The 18622-nt window shown below is 67.8% G+C and carries 15 protein-coding genes; 9 read left to right on the plus strand and 6 right to left on the minus strand.

What is annotated here, in order from left to right:
* Positions 1-72: 72 nt before the first annotated feature.
* The 3 genes from Pla123a_RS04955 (at position 73) to Pla123a_RS04965 (ending at position 3767) form a co-directional block, all read left to right on the plus strand.
* Entirely contained in the window at positions 73-1524 is a 1452-nt protein-coding gene (locus Pla123a_RS04955; protein WP_146584486.1) for a hypothetical protein, read from the plus strand.
* Between the two features lie 233 nt (positions 1525-1757).
* On the plus strand, positions 1758-2999 hold the full coding sequence (locus Pla123a_RS04960; RefSeq protein WP_146584489.1) for a hypothetical protein: 1242 nt from the start codon (positions 1758-1760) through the stop codon (positions 2997-2999).
* A 24-nt stretch (positions 3000-3023) separates the two neighbouring features.
* Positions 3024-3767, plus strand: coding sequence for a hypothetical protein (locus tag Pla123a_RS04965; RefSeq protein WP_146584491.1), 744 nt, complete (start codon positions 3024-3026; stop codon positions 3765-3767).
* Between the two features lie 14 nt (positions 3768-3781).
* On the opposite strand, the gene Pla123a_RS04970 is transcribed toward Pla123a_RS04965, so the two are convergent.
* Both Pla123a_RS04970 and Pla123a_RS04975 read right to left on the minus strand, forming a co-directional pair.
* Positions 3782-4648: a sigma-70 family RNA polymerase sigma factor gene (locus Pla123a_RS04970; RefSeq protein WP_146584493.1), complete on the minus strand. Its 867-nt coding sequence runs from the start codon at positions 4646-4648 to the stop codon at positions 3782-3784.
* A gap of 239 nt (positions 4649-4887) precedes the next feature.
* Complete coding sequence (locus Pla123a_RS04975; RefSeq protein WP_146584495.1) at positions 4888-6723, minus strand: 30S ribosomal protein S1; 1836 nt, start codon at positions 6721-6723, stop codon at positions 4888-4890.
* A 362-nt stretch (positions 6724-7085) separates the two neighbouring features.
* Between Pla123a_RS04975 and Pla123a_RS04980 the strand changes: the two genes are divergently transcribed.
* The 3 genes from Pla123a_RS04980 (at position 7086) to Pla123a_RS04990 (ending at position 8698) form a co-directional block, all read left to right on the plus strand.
* Positions 7086-7547 carry a hypothetical protein gene (locus Pla123a_RS04980; RefSeq protein WP_146584497.1) on the plus strand — a complete coding sequence of 154 codons (462 nt, stop codon included), beginning with the start codon at positions 7086-7088 and terminating at the stop codon, positions 7545-7547.
* A 31-nt stretch (positions 7548-7578) separates the two neighbouring features.
* Positions 7579-7863 carry a hypothetical protein gene (locus Pla123a_RS04985; protein ID WP_146584499.1) on the plus strand — a complete coding sequence of 95 codons (285 nt, stop codon included), beginning with the start codon at positions 7579-7581 and terminating at the stop codon, positions 7861-7863.
* 118 nt (positions 7864-7981) lie between these two features.
* Complete coding sequence (locus Pla123a_RS04990) at positions 7982-8698, plus strand: 3-keto-disaccharide hydrolase (RefSeq protein WP_146584501.1); 717 nt, start codon at positions 7982-7984, stop codon at positions 8696-8698.
* A 74-nt stretch (positions 8699-8772) separates the two neighbouring features.
* Here Pla123a_RS04990 and Pla123a_RS04995 read toward each other — a convergent pair whose 3' ends face one another.
* The 3 genes from Pla123a_RS04995 to Pla123a_RS05005 all read right to left on the minus strand — a co-directional run bounded on the left by Pla123a_RS04995 (position 8773) and on the right by Pla123a_RS05005 (position 14411).
* Entirely contained in the window at positions 8773-10056 is a 1284-nt protein-coding gene (locus tag Pla123a_RS04995) for an amidohydrolase family protein (RefSeq protein ID WP_231956328.1), read from the minus strand.
* Positions 10057-10145: 89 nt separating this feature from the next.
* Positions 10146-13280: an amidohydrolase family protein gene (locus Pla123a_RS24915; RefSeq protein ID WP_231956329.1), complete on the minus strand. Its 3135-nt coding sequence runs from the start codon at positions 13278-13280 to the stop codon at positions 10146-10148.
* A 102-nt stretch (positions 13281-13382) separates the two neighbouring features.
* Positions 13383-14411 (minus strand): Gfo/Idh/MocA family protein, encoded by a 1029-nt coding sequence (locus Pla123a_RS05005; RefSeq protein WP_231956330.1) that lies wholly within the window; start codon positions 14409-14411, stop codon positions 13383-13385.
* Between the two features lie 124 nt (positions 14412-14535).
* On the opposite strand from Pla123a_RS05005, the gene Pla123a_RS05010 reads away from it, so the two are divergent.
* The 3 genes from Pla123a_RS05010 to Pla123a_RS05020 all read left to right on the plus strand — a co-directional run bounded on the left by Pla123a_RS05010 (position 14536) and on the right by Pla123a_RS05020 (position 17229).
* The gene (locus Pla123a_RS05010; RefSeq protein WP_146584507.1) at positions 14536-15441 is read left to right on the plus strand and encodes an N-acetylglucosamine-6-phosphate deacetylase; all 906 of its coding nucleotides are present in this window, start codon (positions 14536-14538) and stop codon (positions 15439-15441) included.
* An 88-nt stretch (positions 15442-15529) separates the two neighbouring features.
* A complete protein-coding gene (locus Pla123a_RS05015) occupies positions 15530-16252 on the plus strand; it encodes a GntR family transcriptional regulator (protein ID WP_146584509.1) in 723 nt (240 codons plus the stop codon).
* Between the two features lie 224 nt (positions 16253-16476).
* Complete coding sequence (locus Pla123a_RS05020) at positions 16477-17229, plus strand: glucosamine-6-phosphate deaminase (protein WP_146584511.1); 753 nt, start codon at positions 16477-16479, stop codon at positions 17227-17229.
* A 21-nt stretch (positions 17230-17250) separates the two neighbouring features.
* On the opposite strand, the gene Pla123a_RS05025 is transcribed toward Pla123a_RS05020, so the two are convergent.
* On the minus strand, positions 17251-18609 hold the full coding sequence (locus Pla123a_RS05025; protein ID WP_146584513.1) for an MFS transporter: 1359 nt from the start codon (positions 18607-18609) through the stop codon (positions 17251-17253).
* Between the last annotated feature and the right edge of the window lie 13 nt (positions 18610-18622).

Consider the following 18622-nt stretch of genomic DNA (forward strand, 5'->3'; position numbering starts at 1 on the left):
CCGAGGAACTGTCAGATGCTAATCGGCTCCTGTCTACTATTTGCGCGGCGCGGTATTGCGACGCTCTGTATTTTGTCCATCACCGCTGGCGCCGCTCATGCGGCGACCTCATGGGACGGCGACGGCAATTCCAATTGGTGGTTTGATCCTGCCAATTGGAGCGCGGGCACTCTGATCCCACCGGCGCAGCTCAGTGGTGATACTGTTGTCGCGACCGATGCGCAGATCAATGTTGGTTCCGGCCCGTGGGACCTGACCGGTGAAGGCGTTGTCTACGACCCAGACAACGACCCCTTCTTCGCCGCGGCCGCGTCGCTGACCTACCCAACCGGCTCGAATATTGCCGGAAGCGTTGGCAGCGACTACGGCCCTCAGCACATCTACCGCCTCTACATTTCCCGCAACACAACGAATTCTAACTTGCTGACGATCAAGAGCGGCGACCTGGCCATTGAGAGCACGACCATTATCGGGCGCTCCGGAAGCACTGCGGGGAATGAGAACCTCGGGCAGATCACGCAGACCGGCGGTCGGCTCAACATCCCGTCCAATCAGCTCGACATCGGCAACTCAGAGGATTCGGGGTGGGGCAATGGCGCCTACGAGTACCTCGGCGGCACTATGGACATCTCGATGGACTCCGGCAGCGGCATCCGCCTGGGCCACGGTAGGAGTTCGGGCCCGTCGGGTGTCAACCGGTTTGTGATCGGCAATGGCGCCGCCGGTCACGTCCGCACCTGGGACTACATCTCGATCTCCTACCGCGGCTCGGCCGACGGCGTGTTCACCGAGGGGCAGGACCCCAACGGCGTCGACCGCGGCGTGGCGATTACCGAGTTCGTCTTCCAGAACGGCGGCTTCCGGCCGATGCAGGTCGCTCGCAACGTGACGCTCAACAATGGCCTCGAGGCCAATACGGGCGCCACGCTTTCCTCGCGGCTGGTGCTGTCACTCGACGAAGCGCCCGCCGTCGACGGCCTTGGTGTGCCCTCGGACATGGGCCTGTTTGACGTCGACTTCGACATCGGCTTCGGATCGAACGGCGGCGTCGTCAACGGCTTCGGCGACATCGACAACGATACCCTGACCGACGCCGTGTTTGCCTGGGAAGACGGCGCCGGCCACTACCTCGAGGGCGACACCGTGTCGGCCATGTTTGGCGGCACCCGCTACGACTGGACCATCTCCTACACGGGCGACATTACCTGGACCGACGCCGACAACAGCATCGTCAACACGATCAGCGGCGCCGGCTCGGGCGGCGACATCGTGCTGATGGGCCTCGGCTCGGAGTTCCTCGGGCTGCAGGGCGACTACAACGGCGACGACGTCGTCGACGCCGCCGACTACACCGTGTGGCGCGCCGGCAACTCGCCGGACAGCTCGCAGGCCGGCTACGACCTGTGGGCGGCCAACTACGGCTCGTCGATCCCGGCGGCTGCCTCGGCCGCGGTCCCTGAGCCGGTGGCGCTCTCGCTGCTCGCCTCGACCGTGCTCCTGACGGGCGTGCGTCGTCGGCGTTAGTCGCAGAGCGGTAGAGAACAGCTTCAACAGACGCGGCGGCGGCCTCCGGGGCAGGGGGTCGCCGCCGTTCTGCGTTGGGAGTCGGGCGGCGAGCCGAGGGAGCGGTAGTCTGGCGGGCGGGCATAATTGCTTGCTTCGCGCCGGCGGTCAGCCTATCCTGACAGCGCCGGCGGCGGTGCCGTAGGCTGGCGTTCTTCTCTTCTCCCTCTTCTCTCGAACGGCGCCGAGTAACTATGAGCGAGCCTGCTGCCTTTGCGGTGATCAAGGATGGCAAGCCCCGATACTTTGCCGACCGCTGGGCGGCCGCGCTCTTGCGGCGTGAGCTGTTATGGGGGCCCGACGACTTTGCCGCGTGGGTCGAGCAGTTCGAGGAGCTCGACGAGTGGGGCGGCGACTGCTCGGGCGGGGTCGCCGTGGATCTCGACCGGCGGGCACTGTGCTGGACCCGAGACCCCGACGCCTCGGCGGTCCCGCATGTCCGCAGGACCTACGAGCGGCTGCTCTCCGCGGCCTGGCCCGGTTACAAGCTGACGCCGGCGGCCGATAGCCTCGCGCTGGCAAAGGGGTTCGGCCTGATGGTCGACGCCGAGGATCAGCCCGACCACGCGGACGACGAGTACAAAGCCCGACCCGAATCGGTCGAAGAGGCCGCCCGCGAAGATGACGACGACGACGACCAGGACGACGACGGTGCGCCCGCGGCGTGGATCACCGTGCTCGACAAGAGCGGAGCGGCCCGGCACCGGCGGCTCGACGAGCTGTCGCTCGACTTGCTGCGGGGCGAGTCGGCCGCGTTCCGCGCGGCGCTGAAGCTGAAGCCGGCCGAGATCCCCCGCGAGGCGTCGGTCGCCGAGGGCCTGTTCGTCAACGTCGACGACCGCACAGCGTTTGTGTGGGGGTCGCCCGAACTGCTGGCCACGATGACCCGGCTCGGCAAGCAGTGGAAGGGCTGGACGCTCCGCTGGACCAAACGCGGCTACGCCCACCAGTGCGAGGCCTCGGGCGTCGCCGGCCGGCCGATGTCGGACGTCGACGCGTTGGCAAAGATCCTGCCGCTGGCGTTGTCGACCGAGCAGTTTAACATGGGCGCGGTCATTGGGCTGATTGGCGGCGGCGTGCAGAGGTACGCCCGCAAAGCGACCGGCTGTCTGGTGGTGGTGCTCTGTGTGCCGCTGGCGCTGTTCGGCGTGTTCTCGGGCAACTGGACGGCGGTGGGCTACGCGGCCGTTGGCACGATAGTCGTGGTGGTCGGCGGCTACAAGTTGCTGAGTTGGCGGGTGCGGAGGGCGTTCAGGAAGAAGGTGACGCTGGGCGGCGGTGATGAACCGACGACGGTTGTGGCGGGGCCGCTCGACCAGCTAACTCGCAAGCAGCGGGTGGACGCGCTGCTGGCCGCCGCCGGCCTCCCGGCATTGGCGGAGGTGGAGCCGCACTTCCCCGACGCAACCGGCTTAGAGCTGCTCGCCCAAGGCTAGCCGCGGAAAACGCTTGGAGCCGCCATGGCCATTCGCTACTACGCAGAAGACATCTCGAAGGTCCCGTACAAGCTGCTGCGGGGCGCGCTGGCCAAGCAGCTGGGCATCGTCGCGGGGCCGGTGGCGTTCGCGTTCCGCCTGGCGGGCCGGTTTGGCCTGCGTCTGCCGCCGAACTGCGGCGTGGGGTTCCCCGGCACGGATGTCGAGGTCGACCCCTCCGAACTGCCGGCCGCCGCGGTGGCCAAATGGGCGCCGCTGCTCGAGCAGCTCGCCGACCTGGGGTTCGAGCCGCTGCGGGTGCGGAAATCGCGTGTCGTGGGGATGAAGCTGCAGTACGCGGCGACTCTCTACCAACCCCGGCACGGCTGCGTGGCGATCCTGGAGTGGATGCGGATGCAGGGCGCGGAGGGCCTGGAGGAAAACACGCCGCTTGAGTTCGACAGCTACTGCGAGCGGGGGCCGGATGTCATGACCGGCATGGTGCGGAGGGAGGACGTGCCGCTCGGCGCGATGTTCCAGCTCGCGGACGTTGAGATCGAGAACCACGACAACCGCGGCCCGCTCGCCGAACGCCTCGCCCGGCACCGCGAGCGTTGCCGAGGCCGCGACGTGATCCCGTTGCACGCCGACAACGTCGGCCCGCTGATCGACGACCGCGCGAACCGCCGGTTCGGGGCGCTGATGGAGTCGGGCCTGCTGCGGGAGCTCTCGGAGCAGGAGGTCGAGCGGCTCCGCTCGATCGACACGACCGGCCTGCTCGCGGAGTGAGCCTGGGGCCCCGCCTACCGCTTCATCAGCAGGTGCGCGTCGCGGGGGTCGTCGAGGCTGGCGGCGAGCTTGCCGAGGGCCTCGGTCTCGATCTGGCGGACGCGCTCGCGGGTCAGGCCGAGCTGCAGGCCGATCTCCTTGAGGGTCCGCGGCTCGATGCCGCCCAGGCCGAAGCGGAGCTTGAGGACGGTCGCCTCGCGCTCGTCCATGGTCTTGAGCATCTCGAGCACGTGGCGCAGCGAGTCGTTCTCGACCATCGCCTCGTCCGGGCTGAGCTGATCCTCGTCCATCACCATGTCGCCCAGGGTCCAGCCGGCCTCGGTCTGGTCGGTCTGCGGCGTGGCGTTGTAGATCTTGATCGCCTTCTTGATGATCGGCAGCTTCTTCTTCGGCAGGCCGAGCACGCGGGCGATCTCCTCGGGCGTCGGCGAGCGGCCGAGCTCTTCGGTCAGGCGGCTGCTCGCCCGCCGCCACTTGGAGAGCAGCTCGACCATGTAGGCCGGGATGCGGATGGTCTTGCCGGTGTTGATCAGCGCCCGCTTGATCGACTGCTTGATCCAGTAGCTGGCGTAGGTGCTGAACCGCGTGCCCATGGCGGGGTCGAAGCCCTCGACCGCGCGGAGCAGGCCGAGGTTGCCCTCCTCGATCAGGTCCTGCAGGCCGAGGCCCTTGCCGGAGTACCCGCGGGCGATGTTGACGACCAGGCGGAGGTTGGCGCGGACCATGCGGTCGCGGGCCTGGGTGTCGCCGTTGCCGATCTTGACCGCCAGCTCCTTCTCCTCGTTGGCGGAGAGGAGGGCGGTCTCGTTGATCTCGCGGAGGTAGGTCTCTAGCGGGCTCTGCACGCTCGAGCTGGATCGTTTCTTGGGGGCGGCTGGCATGGCGGGCGGTGCTTCGGGCGGGCGCCGGGTCGGGGAGGGCGGGCGCGCAATTGGTTTTGGACTGCTAGCAATGGGTATCGTCGCTAGGGCAGGCGGACCTTTGCGGCGGCGCAAGATGGTGGCGGTGCGCCGGATGCGCGTGTGGCGCGGGCCGCGCCAAAAAAAACGACGCGACGGGATGCAACCCGTCGCGTCGTGCGGTAGTAACGATTCCAGGGGCCGGAGGGCCCGCGGAGGGACTAGTCCTCCTGGCTCTCCGAGTCGCCCTCGGCGACCGGCGCCGGCTCTTCGGCGGCTCCGGGCGCCTTGAACAGCGGGCCGCCATCGCCGAGGCCGCCCTTGAGGTCGGCCGCCGGCTTCGAGACGCCTTCGTCCGAGCCGCCGTCTTCGGTGGCGAGGTCTTCCTCGGCCCACTCGACCCGCTTGCGGGACAGGCCGATCTTGCGGTCGTCGGTGTCGACGCGGAGGATCTTGACCTCGATCTCGTCGCCGACGTTGCAGACGTCCTCGGGGTTCTCGACCTTCTCGTCAGCCAGTTCCGAGATGTGCAGCAGGCCTTCCAGACCGTCTTCCAGCCCGACGAACACGCCGAAGTTGGTGATCTTGGTGACCTTGCCCTGCACCAGCTGGCCGGGCTGGTAGCGGCTGGGGATGTCGGTCGCCCAGGGGTCGTCCTCCATCTGCTTGAGGCCCAGGGCGATGCGGCGGCGATCGGTGTCGACCGAGATCACCTGGCACTCGACCTCCTGGCCCTTCTCGACCACTTCGCTCGGGTGGCTGACCTTGCGGGTCCAGCTCATGTCCGAGACGTGCAGCAGGCCGTCGATGCCCTCTTCGATCTCGATGAAGGCGCCGTAGTTGGTGAGGTTGCGGACCTTGCCGGTTACCAGCTGCCCCGGCGGGTACTTCTCGGCGACCTTGTCCCAGGGGTTGTCCTGGGTCTGCTTCATGCCGAGCGAGATCTCCTGCTTTTCCTCGTTGATGCCCAGCACCACGACCTCGACCTGGTCGTCGATGTTGACCAGCTCCGAGGGGTGGCTGATGCGGCGGGTCCAGGACATCTCGCTGATGTGCACCAGGCCCTCGATGCCGTCCTCGAGCTTGACGAAGGCGCCGTAGCTCATGACGTTAACCACCGTGCCGGTGACGCGCGAGCCAACCGGGTACTTGGTCGAGACGTCGTCCCACGGGCTGGGCTGCTTCTGCTTCAGGCCCAGCGCGATCTTTTCCTTCTCGTAGTCGATGTGCAGGACCATGACCTCGAGCTCGTCGTCGATCTTGACCAGCTCGGAGGGGTGGCTGATGCGGCCCCAGCTCATGTCGGTGATGTGCAGCAGGCCGTCGATCCCGCCGAGGTCGACGAACGCGCCGAAGTCGGCGATGTTCTTCACGACGCCCTTGCGCAGGTCGCCGACGTTCAGCTCCTTGAGCAGCTCGGCCTTCTTCTTGGCGCGTTCCTGCTCGATCAGGCTGCGGCGGCTGACCACGATGTTGCGCCGCTGCTCGTCGATCTTGAGCACGATGCACTGGATCTCTTTATCGATGTACTCGCCGATGTCGTGCGGGCGGCGGATGTCGACCTGGCTGGCGGGCAGGAACACATTGACGCCGATGTTGACCAAGAGGCCGCCCTTGATCTTGCGCTCCACGGTGCCGGTCACGACGTCGCCCTCGTGGACGGACTCCATGACCGCCATCCACTTCTCGATCTTCTCAGCCTTGCGCTTGCTGAGCACGATCATGCCACGCTCGTCGTGGCGGCCGACCACGTCCTCGACGTCCTCGACCAGCACGCGGACCGTGCCGCCGATCTCGGGGTCCGGATCGGCCGGGTTCTCGTCGTCCTCCTCCCACTCGCTGCGGGGCACCATGCCCTCGCTCTTGTAACCGACGTCAACGATCACGTACTCGGCGTCGACGCGGACAATCTTGCCCTCGACGATCTGGTTGATCGAGACGTCCTCGCCGGCCAGCCAGTCGGCTTCGTCCGGGGCCTCCAGGAGGCCGACGCCCATCGCGGCTTCCAGGTCGTCGTCGGTGACGTCAAACTCACGCAGCAGGTTGCGGTTAACCATTGGGGAAGAAATAGAGGTGGTTGTGCCGCGTTACGGTCGCCCTCGGCGGGGCCCCAAAGACAGGGGGCCAGATAGAAGGGGCAACGGCGGCTAGAACGGCTCCTCGGCCCGGGGCAGCAACACGCGGCCCGCGAAATTAGGACTGGGAGAATCCCACAAGCTATCACACATTCCGGCCCGCGAAAAGGCGGATCTTGCCGACCCCCCCCGACGCTGGCCGGCCCACCGGCAAAACCAGCGCCACCCAACCGTCGCCGCCCCAGCCGGGGCCCGATCGGCCAGATCCGGCCTTTGCCGGCCCGCGGGCTGATTACGCTAATAACCAGAGGCTCCCCCTGACGACATAACCGGTAGAGTTTGCCATGGCGCGTTGTTTTCCGCTTGTACTGCTAGCACTGTTGGCCGCCCCGGCGGTCGGGCAGGCGCCCGTCGCGGCGCAGGCATATCAGCGGCGCGGCAGCCAGGACGCCGGCCGGGCCTACTACCACGGTTCGGCCCCAGCGCCCTACCGTGGCGGCGGATCGGCCGTGGCGGCCGGCTCGTTTCAACGCCCTTACCCTTATCACCTGGACTACTACAAGCAGCGGTACGGCGGCAGCTACGAGCCGTATTTCGGCAACCTATATGGCCCGCCGAACGTCGTGCTGGGCGCCCCCTACGGCGGCTACGCACCGCCGGCCTACGCGGCGCCCTACCCGTACCAACAGCCAGCCCCCGCCGCCCAGACGCCCCCTCCGAGCGAGCAAGCGGCCCAGGCGATTACCTGTCCCCACTGCCACCAGCCAATCTACTTCGCCGCCCCGCCGGTAACCGACGGGCCGTAGCCGAGAGCAGCGAAACGCAAGGAAGCACCCCATGAACGGATTCAACGCCCGGCGAGTTGTGAAACGCTCCGCCGCCTCGGCGCTGTTCGCCCTGACACTCTGCCCGCACGCCTTCGGGCAGGCTCCGCCGCCGGCGGCGCCCACAACGCACATTCATCCAGAATCTGCTCCTTTCGCGGGAACTCACAACTACCGCTCCCAGGCGCAGCCCTTCCGCTACGGGTGGTTCGGCGCCGAGCACTTCTACCCGACCAACCAGACGCACAAAACCTACTACGACGACGTCGTCCGCTGGTCGCGTTGGCGACGCTACTAGCGGCGGCGGACTGCTGGCCGACACGAGCGCAGCGGCCTGGCGGGTGTGTTAGAATGCGGGGGCTGTTTAGATCACTCCACTTACCCCGCCGAGTCACAACCCCCGTCGAGTCACCACGATGCGCACGATCCTGAGCTGCTGCGTTTGTCTCCTGCTCGCCAGTCACACCGCGGCCGCAGCGCCTGCCGCCGCACAAGAGACCGATGGCTTTGTCCCGCTGTTCGACGGCGAGTCGATCGACGGCTGGGTGAAGCGCGGCGGCAAGGCGACCTACAAGGTAGAGGACGGCGAGATTGTCGGGACCAGCGTCCTGAACACCGACAACACCTTCCTCTGCACGCCGCGCAACTACGGCGACTTCGAGCTGAAGGTCGAGCTAAAGGTCGACTCCAAGCTCAACTCCGGCATCCAGATCCGCAGCCTCTGTCGCGACGAGGCCTACAACGAGACCGCCGCCTGGCCCAACGGCAAGGAGTGGAGCGGGCGCATCCCGGGCGGCCGGGTGCACGGCTACCAGGTAGAGATTGATCCGTCGGACCGCTCGTGGTCGGGCGGCATCTACGACGAGGCCCGCCGCGGCTGGCTCTACAACCTCGCCGGCGACGAGCACAAGGAGGCCCGCGCCGCCTTCAAGCCGAACGAGTGGAACGAGTACCGCATCCGCTGCGAGGGCGACCACATCCAGACCTGGATCAACGGCACACCGGTGGCCGACCTGCACGACGACCACACCGCCGAGGGCTTCATCGCCCTGCAGGTGCACGGCATCGGCGGCGACAAGGACAAAGAGGGGACCCAGGTCCGCTGGCGGAACCTGATGATCAAGGAACTGTAGATCAGTCGCCGCTAGTCAGTCTAGACAACAGCCGCGTCGCGAGGTCCTCGCGACGCGGCTGTTTTTGTTGAATGCTACTCCTCGAGCCGCTGCTTGAACTTCTTGTACAGCTGCTTGTGGCGGTCGTTCAGGTCGACCTCCCTGCCCTGCACGTACGCCCGTTCGACTTGGGTGGCGATGTCGAGCGGGTCGCCATCCGCGACAAACAGCGTGGCGTGCTTACCCGGCTCGAGCGAGCCTACCCGGTCGGCCACCGCGAGGATCTCTGCCGGTGAAAGCGTGATCGACCGCAACGCCTCCTCGGGCGTGAGGCCGAACGCGGCGGCGGTGCCCGCGTGGTACGGCAGGTTGCGGGCGTTGGACCCGGCGTCGTTGCCGCTGCCGGCGATGCAGTACCGCACGCCGGCCGCCTGGAGCCGGGCCGGCAGCGAGTACGCGTAGTGGTACGGGTCGTTCCGCCGCAACGGCAGACGCGTCACGCCGCTAAGGATCACCGGGATGTCGTGCTCAATAAGCAAGTCTGCGCAGAGCGGCGCGTCGTAGCCGCCGTGCAGGATCATCCGCAGCCCGCGGGCGACGCAGAACGCCACGGCGGCCTCGATCTCGGCCTGGCCATCGGTGGCGACGACAATGACGGGCCGCTCGCCGCGCAGCACCGGTCCGAGCGCTTCGAGCCGCAAGTCGACCTCCGCCGGCGGCTCCTTCGATTCGGCGCGGAGGGCGTGGTAAGCCTTGGCCTGGTCGAACAGCAGGGCCAGCTTTTCGACCTCGTCCTGCTCGTCGTGGTCCTCGGCATCGTGGTCGTCCCCGTGATCGTCGTCGCGGGGGCGCTCCCGCGGCCAGTGCATGTGGAGCCCGACATCCGGCTCGACGAGCATGTCCTCGAAGGTCCAGCCGGCGAGCTGCATCAGGCTCGAGCAGCCCGGGATGCGTCCCCCTTCGGGCGCGGTGAGCGCGAGCAGCACGCCGTTGGAGCGCGTGACCGGGATCAGCTCGCTGTGGGGGTTGAACGCCTTGTGGGCGTGGGCGTTGGGGTTGACGGTTCCTGCCTCGTCAAAGTCGCGGGTCGCGCGGACGGCGTCGATCTCGACCAGGCCGAGCTGCGTGTAGGCCGAGATCAGGCTCGGGTAGATGTGCTTGCCGGCAAGGTCCACGCGCTCGGCGTCGCCGACCGCGGCGCCGGCGTTGCCGAGGGCGGCGATCTTGCCGTCTCGGATTACCAGCACGCCGTTCTCGATCGGCGCCGAAGAAACCGGGTGCAGCGTCGCGCCCACGAGCGCCACGGATTGGTCGGCCCCCCACACGCCCGGCGCGGAGGAGGCTAGCGTCAACAAGACCAGCAGGCAGGCAGATTTCATGGGATGCGAATGGTTGGGTGTCATCGGCGTTGGAGACTCCTTGTGCCGGAACAACGCGGCGTTGGTCCTGGTCGACGCGGCTCTCGCTGCTAGTGGGTGTGCGTGTGCCCGTGGCCGTGGCAGAACTCGTCGTGCCGGGGCCAGAGCTTCGAGGGGTCGTCGCGGTTGTCGCCCGGTTTGGCCGTGGGCTCCTTCGAGTCGAACACCGCCTGCACCAGCTTCGCGTGCAGCCGCTGGTCGTCCGCGACGCGGCGGGCGTCCTCCTCGAGGTCGAAGTACTTTCGACCGTCGATCCAGGTCTGTTCGCACCGGGCGTAGATCGACAGTGGCGGCGCGTTCCACAGCACTAGGTCGGCGTCCTTGCCCACGGTGAGCGAGCCGACGCGGTCGTCGATGCGGAGCTGGCGGGCCGGGTTGAGCGTGACAAACTTGAGGGCCTCCTGCTCGGGGACGCCGCCGTACTTGACGGCCTTGGCGGCCTCGTGGTTGAGGTGGCGGCCCATCTCGGCGTCGTCGGAGTTGAACGACACGACCACGCCCGCCTGGTGCATCAGGGCGCCGTTGAACGGGATGGCGTCGTAGACTTCGAACTTGTAGGCCCACCAGTCGCCGAACGAGCTGCCCATGGCGCCGTGCTTGGCCATCTCGGGCGCCACCTTGTAGCCCTCAAGGATGTGCTGCAGCGAGCCGATGGTCACGCCGAACCGCTCAAGCGTCCGCAGCAGCGAGATGATCTCGGTCTGGCGGTAGCTGTGGCAGTGGATCCACCGCTCGCCGGCGAGGATCTCGGCGAGCGCCTCGAGCTCCAGGTCGCGCCGCGGCGGCACGCCCACCGGGTTGGCCGCCCACGCGTCGTGCTCGGCCTGGTACGCGCGGGCGGCGGCGAGCGCGTCGATGTGCAGCTCATCGACGCCCATCCGGGTCTGCGGGTAGCGGGTGGTGTGGTCGGGGCCCCAGTTGCTCTGCTTGACGTTCTCGCCGAGGGCCCACTTGATGCCGCCCGGCGCGCCGGCCAGCTTCATCGCCTCGGCCCCGGCGCCCCACCGCAGCTTGATCACCTGGTTCTGACCGCCGATTGGGTTGGCCGAGCCGTGCAGGATGTTGGAGGTCGTGACGCCCCCGGCCAGCTGTCGGTAGATGGTGATGTCGTCGGGGTTGATCATGTCGCCGATGCGGACCTCGGCGGTGATCGCCTGGGTCGCCTCGTTGATGCCGCCGTCGGTCGCCATGTGCGAGTGGCAGTCGATGATGCCCGGCGTCAGGTGCTTGCCCCGGGCGTCGACAACGACGGCGCCCTCGGGCGCGGCGATACTCGGACCGACCTTGGCGATCACGCCGTCGGTAACCAGGACATCGCCCTGGTCGAGCTTGCCCTGCTCGCCGCAGGTCCAGACCGTGGCGCCGCGGAACAGCACGTGCTTCGGCCGCTCGGGCGCCGCCGTCCGGCCGTAGGCGCCGAGCGGGTAGTTCACAGCGACCTCGACGTCGACGGCCGGTTCCTCTTCGGCGTCCTGATCTTTGTCGTCGTCGGACGAATCCTCGTCGTCGGAGCGGGTTGCGGTGAATCTCAGTGGATCACCCGCCAGCGGACGCAGCACGCCCGACAGCTTCAGGCCGTCTTCGCACTCGACCACGGTCGCCGACAGCAGCACGGCGCCCTCGACGCCGATCGGCTTCCCGTCAAAACGGCCCGCCAGGCGGGAATGCTCCAGCCGCACGTCCTTTAGCTTGTTGACACGCGGCTTGTCCTTCTTCGGGGCGCCTTCCTCTTCTTCTGCTGTTTCCTGCTTGTCTGTTTCATGGCCTTGCTCGGCGCCGACGGTCAGCTTGCCGCTCGGCTTCTCGGCCTTGCCGGTCAGGACCAGCCGCAGGTCGGCGGGGGCGCCCTCTTGCTTGAAATCGAGTTTCCACTCGCCGAGCAGGTCGATATCGGCGGCCGGGTTGATCTCGAACTCCTTGCCGGCGACCCAGGTCGACAGCACCTTGGTTTTCGCGTTGGAATCGGCAGCGAACAAGTCGCCATCGGCGACCACCAGGTTGGCGAGCTTGTGGGCCTCGATCGTGCCGACCGACCCGGACACGCCGAGCAGCTCGGCCGGCGTGGTAGTGAGCGCGGCGAGTGCGGCCTCGGCGGGCAGGCCCCGCTTCACTGCGGTGTGGACCTGCTTGAGGAAGTCGCCCCGTTTCTTGAGGCCGTCGGTCGTCAGGGCGATCGTGACGCCTGCCTGGTGGAGCCGGCCGGGGTTTTCCGGAGCGAGCCGCCAGTGCATCAGCTCCTCGAGCGACGCGTCGGCAGCCGCCTCGGCGGAGGACACCTCGGGCGGCTTAGGGAAGTCGACCGGCACGATGATCGTGCGGCCGGTTTTGGCGATGTCTGCCAGGCGGCGGTACTCGTTGCCCGAGCCCCGCACCGCCAGCCGCAGTGAGAACTCGCGGGCGAAGCGGTCGGCCCGCAGCACGAACAGCTCGTTCGCGGCGTCGGCGATCAGCAGTTGCCCGCCATCGAGGCAACCGGCGAGCGCGTCCAGCGCCGCGCTGTGCGGAACGGTCGCGGCGCCGCCCGCCGCCTTCTCGGCGGCCGCTGCCCGGAGCCGCCACTGGGCGTCCAGCACCGCCTGACGCGCTAGCGCCACGGCGCCCATCGGGCTGTTCGGAAAGTCTTCGCGTCCGCGGCGGCGGATGGTCAGCTCGGCGTGCTGCGCGACGGCCGGCGCCAGGATCGCGCCTGATTGCTCGTCGTCGCCGGTGAGCGCGACGCAGCTGGTCCCTTTGATGATGCCGCTGGCGGGCGCGACCAGCCGGGCGGCGATGCCCTGGCTCCGCAGCTCACGCTGCAGTTTTTCATTGGCCTTGTAGTGAGCCGCGGCGCTCCGCTGGGGCGTCACCTGCGAGCTCCAGTAGCCGGGGCCCGCCGCGGGCGCGTCGATCTTCTGTTCGGTGAAGGCGTCGATGAAACCGGGGTAGATGGTCTTGCCCGACAGGTCGATCACCCGCGCGCCCGGCGGCGTCTTGGCGTCGGGGCCGACCTGCTTGATCACGCCGTCTTCGATGATGACGACGCCCGATTCGATCGCCTTGCCCGGCGCGGTGACGATTCGTGCGCCGGTCAGCGCGACGAGACTCGGTTTGTCTTCGCGGAGGCCCTCGACCGGCTTCAGCGACGGCTCCGCGTAGGCGGGCCGGCAGGCGAACAGCAGCGCAAACAGAATCAGGGTGCGGGGCATGGCGTCTTGGGGAGCGGGAGGCGTCGGGCGGAGGGGCTTTAGCCTAGCCTGCCGGGCGGGGGATCTCAACAACATCGTCCCGCGGCGTCCCGTTGACCCAGGTTATTGCCGGTTGGCCGTCGCGGCGTGGGCCGCCTCGATGACCTCCTGCAGCGAAACCGGGCGGCCGTTCCGTTGCTTGCTCAGGTCGGCGGCTTCCATCATCGCCAGGATCTCAAGGGTCGCCTCGGGGACGACGGGCGGCTGGCCGCTCACGAAGAACTCCGCGATCTGGGCGATCAGGCCCGCGTAGCCCGAGTAACCGATCCGCGACCCGACCTTCTTGTCGCCGTAGACCGTGAACGAGTAAACCGGCTTGCCGGTCGCGACCGCCCACACCTGGCCCTGCCGCCCATCCTGCCAGACGCCGTGCAGCACGAGCCCGCGGTCGGTCTCGTGGCGGGTCACTTGCTGGCAGCCCGGTCCGAGCAGCGTGGCGAGCGCCTCGACCCCGTGGATGCCGTACCAGAACAGGTCGGGGTGGTGGGGCTCGGTCTTGTAGGGCGTGGAGGTTGCCGCGCCCATGACGGCGCCCAGCTCCTCCGACGACTGCAGCTCGCGGACTTCCGGGCAGAACCGCAGGCTCGAAGCGGAGAAGAACGGCGTGTTGGTTCGCTCGGCGATCTCCATCATCAGCAGGAAGTCCGCTGCCGAGGCCGCCGCCGGCTTGTCGATAAACACAGGCTTGCCGCAGGCGATCGCGCGGAACTGCTCGAGGTGGGTGCGGCCGTCGACGCTCTCCAGCAGGAACGCGTCTGCCCGATCGACAAGCTCATCGAGCCGGTCAACGATCTCGATGCCCGCGTCGGCTAGCTGCGTAGTGAAGCCCTCGACGCGGTCGCGGCTGGCGGGGATATCGGGACTGCCGCCGGGGTAGGCGGCGACCACCCGGCAGCGGGCGACGGCGCCGGTCTGGTTCTTGGCGTTAAAGAGCTCAGCGAAAGCCGGGCTGTGGCTCGTGTCGGCGCCGATGATCGCGACTTGTATCGGCGGCTCGGCAGCGGGGGCCGATTGGCTGCATATGATCACCACGAGGCCAATCAGCAGCACGGGTGGCAGGCGGAGAGATGGTCTGCGGCGGTGAGAGTGCATGGGCGTGCCGTTCGATCGTTGACGGTGATTGTGAATACACTATTCTAAATACATACAGAAAGTCAATCATCGTCGCCACTCCACGGCCCGCTCGCGATCTCCATGCGCCCGGGACCCCTGCTCTATGTTCGACATCCAGGTCAACGGCTACGGCGGAGTCGACTTCAACGCCGACGGACTGAGCGTCGCGGAGTTCGAGCGGGCGTGCGAACGCCTGGAGGCCGACGGCGTCGGCGCTATCCTCGCCACGGTGATCACCACGTCGCTCGACGCGATGAGCGGCCGGATCCGTCGCATCGCCGAGGCGGTCGAGCAGTCGGCAGTGGTCGGCCGTGTGATCCGTGGGATCCACGTCGAGGGCCCGTTCATTAGCGGCGCGGCGGGGTACGTCGGAGCGCACCCGACTCGGCACGTCCTGCCCGCAACGCCCGACGCGGCCCGCCGGCTGGTGGACGCCGGAGCCGGGCTGGTAAAGCTACTGACGCTCGCCCCCGAGCACGACGCCGGCCACGCGACCACGCGCTCGCTTGTCGACAGCGGGGTCGTCGTCGCGGCCGGGCACTGCAACCCTGCGCTCGACGAGCTCGACGCGGCGATCGACGCCGGGCTCTCGATGTTCACGCACCTCGGAAACGGCTGCCCACGGGAACAGGACCGGCACGACAACATCATCAACCGCGTGCTGAGCCGCTCGCGGGCGCTGTGGGTCTGCTTCATTGCAGACGGCGTCCACGTGCCGCTGTTCGCGCTACGCAACTACCTGTCGGTGGTCGGCGTCGATCGGGCGATTGTCGTCAGCGACGCCATCGCCGCCGCCGGCCAGGGCCCGGGCGTCTACTCGCTCAGCGGCATGGACGTTGTTGTGGACGAGGATCTGGCGACCTGGTCGGCCGATCGCAAGAACCTGATGGGCTCTGCCTGCCCGCTCCCGCTGGGGGTCGCCAATCTGGTGGAGCGGCTGGGGGTCTCGGAGGACGACGCCACGCGGATGACGCACCACAACCCGTGGCGGGCGTTGGGCGGTACGTAGAGCGGGTAAAGAAGTACACGTGTCTGTGCCAGGGCCTTGGTCGGCGAGCCCCGTCACCCAAAATCGGTAAAACAGGAAGACTCGACTGATGGCCCGGGTTGCAAAGCAGCGAAAGCACACGTTCCGTCCCGAGCGTTACCCGGCGGTCCTGCCCATCGTTGACGGGGACGAGGGCGAGCCCTCGCTGGTCGACCGGGTGGCGGATAGCGTCATCGCGAAGATCGTCCGCAAGGAGCTGGACGCCGGCGCGCGGCTCCGCTCCACGCGCCTGGCCGAGGAGTTGGGCGTCAGCCGCACACCGGTCTCGACCGCCATGGCCCGTCTCGCGACCGAGGGACTCCTGGTCCAGAAGACCAACCACCAAGCGGAACTGGCCGCCGGAGCCGCCGAGTGGCTGCTGCAGATCCACAAGCTGCGGCAACTGGTGGAGCCCGAAGCCGCCGCGATGGCGACCGGCAGCCTGCCGGCCGAAGTTGTCGACGACCTCTGGGCCCTGTGCCACGACGCCAAGCCGAACAGGTCCGGCGAATGGAAGCCGGCCGCGCAGTATTTCGACTTCGCCCTGCACCTGGCGATCGCCGAGTACTGCGGCAACCTGGCGATGAAGGCCACCATCCGCAAGTGCTGGTCGTACAAACGGCTCTCCTACCGGATTTCCGGCGGCTGCCAGTCCGCCCTGAAGCCCGAGTACCTGCAGCACGTCCAGATCCTCGAGGCCCTCTCTCAGGGCGACGCCGATCAGGCGGGCAGCCAGATGGCCGAGCACCTGCGGGTCGCGTCGGCGCTGCGGACGTCGCGCCGCGTTGTCTAGGTGGCAAGGCACGAATCCGCCGCCCCTAGGTCCCAGCGGCAGACCGGTTGATCGCCCGGCCGGATTGGCTAAATTGGAGGTCGGCAAGCAAGTGCATGCAACTTTTGGTTTGCACGCATCGGATAGACATTTAGCGGCGCCCGCTTGGCGGGCGCCCGCTCTACGAGGCCGCGGCCGGTCCTGAGGTGGTGGCCGAGTGAACCCTCACAAGAATGGGTGACCCTATGCAGACTTCGGTGTACGCGGACAGTCGACAAGCTGGCGAGGCCGCGGCCCGCGACGGAGCCGAGCTCATCCGTCAGGCCATCGCCGACCGTGGATCGGCCAGCATCATCGTGGCGACCGGGGCCTCGCAGTTCGACATGCTGAGCCGCCTGGTCGAGGCCCCCGGCGTCGACTGGAACCGCGTCACGATGTTCCACCTCGACGAGTACGTCGGGCTGCCGATCGCCCACCCGGCTTCGTTCCGCCGCTACCTGTGGGAACGCTTTATTAGCAGGCTGCCGCTGCCGCTCGCCGCGTTCCAACTGCTCGACGGCGAGACCGACGCCGCGGCGGAGTGCCGGCGCGTCTCGGCAATGATCCAGCAGCACGAGGTAGACGTCGCATTCGTCGGCATCGGCGAGAACGGCCACCTGGCCTTCAACGACCCGCCGGCCGACTTCGAAACCGACACGCCGTACATTGTCGTCGAGCTCGACGAGGCCTGCCGCCGTCAGCAGGTCGGCGAGGGGTGGTTCCCGGGACTCGAGTCGACGCCGACCCAGGCGATCTCGATGAGCATCCGCCAGATCCTGAAGAGCAAGGCCATCGTCTGCACCGTGCCGGACGAGCGGAAGGCGCAGGCCGTGCAGCGGGCCCTCGAGGGCGAGGTCTGCCGCCAGACGCCCGCGTCGATCCTCCAGCAGCACGAGCAGACACGCGTCTACCTCGACGAGGCGGCGGCGTCGCGGCTGAGCAACGCCCCGCAGGCCTAGCGAGCCGGCGTCCCGCCGCCGCTACTCACGGGTCCGCAGGTTCCACGTGAACGCCAGCAGCACCGCCGCGATCACCCCGGACGCGACGATCACCGCCAGCACGCCGTTCCACGCGGTCAGCTTGTCGTGCGAGGCGGTGTAGACGTCGACCCCCCAGCCGAAGCCCTTCGCCTGGATCGTGCGGCCGATGTAGCCGAAGAGTCCAATGAACCCGGCCGCGGCGCCGATCGCTTTCTTGGAAACCACGTCGAGGGCGGCGATCGTGATCAGGTTGATCACCGGGTAAATAAAGAATCCGACCACGCCCAGCAGGCAGACGTCGACCCAGAGGTAGCCGGGCGGCACGAACGGGATCGCCGCGAACGCGAAGATGATGGGGAGCATCGACAACGCGGCAACCATGCCGCGCCGGCCGCCGAGCTTGTCCGACACCCAGCCCAAGAAGATGGTGGACGGGATGCCGGCCAGCTCCAGGCTCGAGATCGCCCAGGCGGCCTGGCTGATGTCGGCGCCCTTGATCTCACGCAGGTAGGTCGGGCCCCAGTCGAGCATGCTGTAGCGGGTGATGTACGCGAAGAAGTTCGCGATCGCCAGCAGCCAGACGTACTTGTTGGCCAGCACCCTGTCGAGCAGCAGCTCGCGGGTCGAGAGCTCGCGCTCGATGTCGCCGCGTTCCTGATTGGCGGGGTAGTCGTCGCGGAACTCCTCGATCGGGGGCAGCCCGACCGACTGCGGCGTGTCGCGCAGGCGGATGAAAAGGTAGGCCGCCCCAATCGCGGCGAGCGCCCCGGGCACGTAGAACGCGTACTGCCACCCCCCGTACCGCGTCACCGCCTCGGCGGTGAGGATGCCGGCGATCGCGCCGCCCAGGTTGTGCGATGTGTTCCAGATGCTGAACGTGAAACCCCGTTCGGACTCGCTGTACCAGTGGCCCATGACGCGGCCGCAAGGCGGCCAGCCCATGCCCTGGGCGAAGCCGTTCATCGACCACAGCGCCAGGTGGACGTAGTAGTTCTCAAAGCCGCCGAAGGCGAAGTTGAGCACGGCCGACAGCAGCAGGCCGGTCGCCATGAACTTGCGGGGGTCGCTGCGGTCGGAGATCGAGCCCATCACGAACTTTGAAATACCGTAGCTGATCGCCGTGATGGCCAGGATGTCGCCGATCATCGACTTGCTGTACAGCAGCGCGTCCTCGACGTCCTTGGCGACAATGCCGAGGTTGTTCCGCACCAGGTAGAACGTTGCGTAGCCGATGAAGGTCGCCTCCAACGCCCGCCAGCGGTACGAGGGGTAGAGCCGCGCGGCCTCCTCCGGCGAGACACGCGGCTGGGCAGGTGGCGGCGCGTAGTACGCTCTCAGCTTCTGGAGTGGCGATGCCATGGCGTCGGGGGCG

The organism is Posidoniimonas polymericola (genome assembly GCF_007859935.1).
GTDB lineage: Bacteria > Planctomycetota > Planctomycetia > Pirellulales > Lacipirellulaceae > Posidoniimonas > Posidoniimonas polymericola.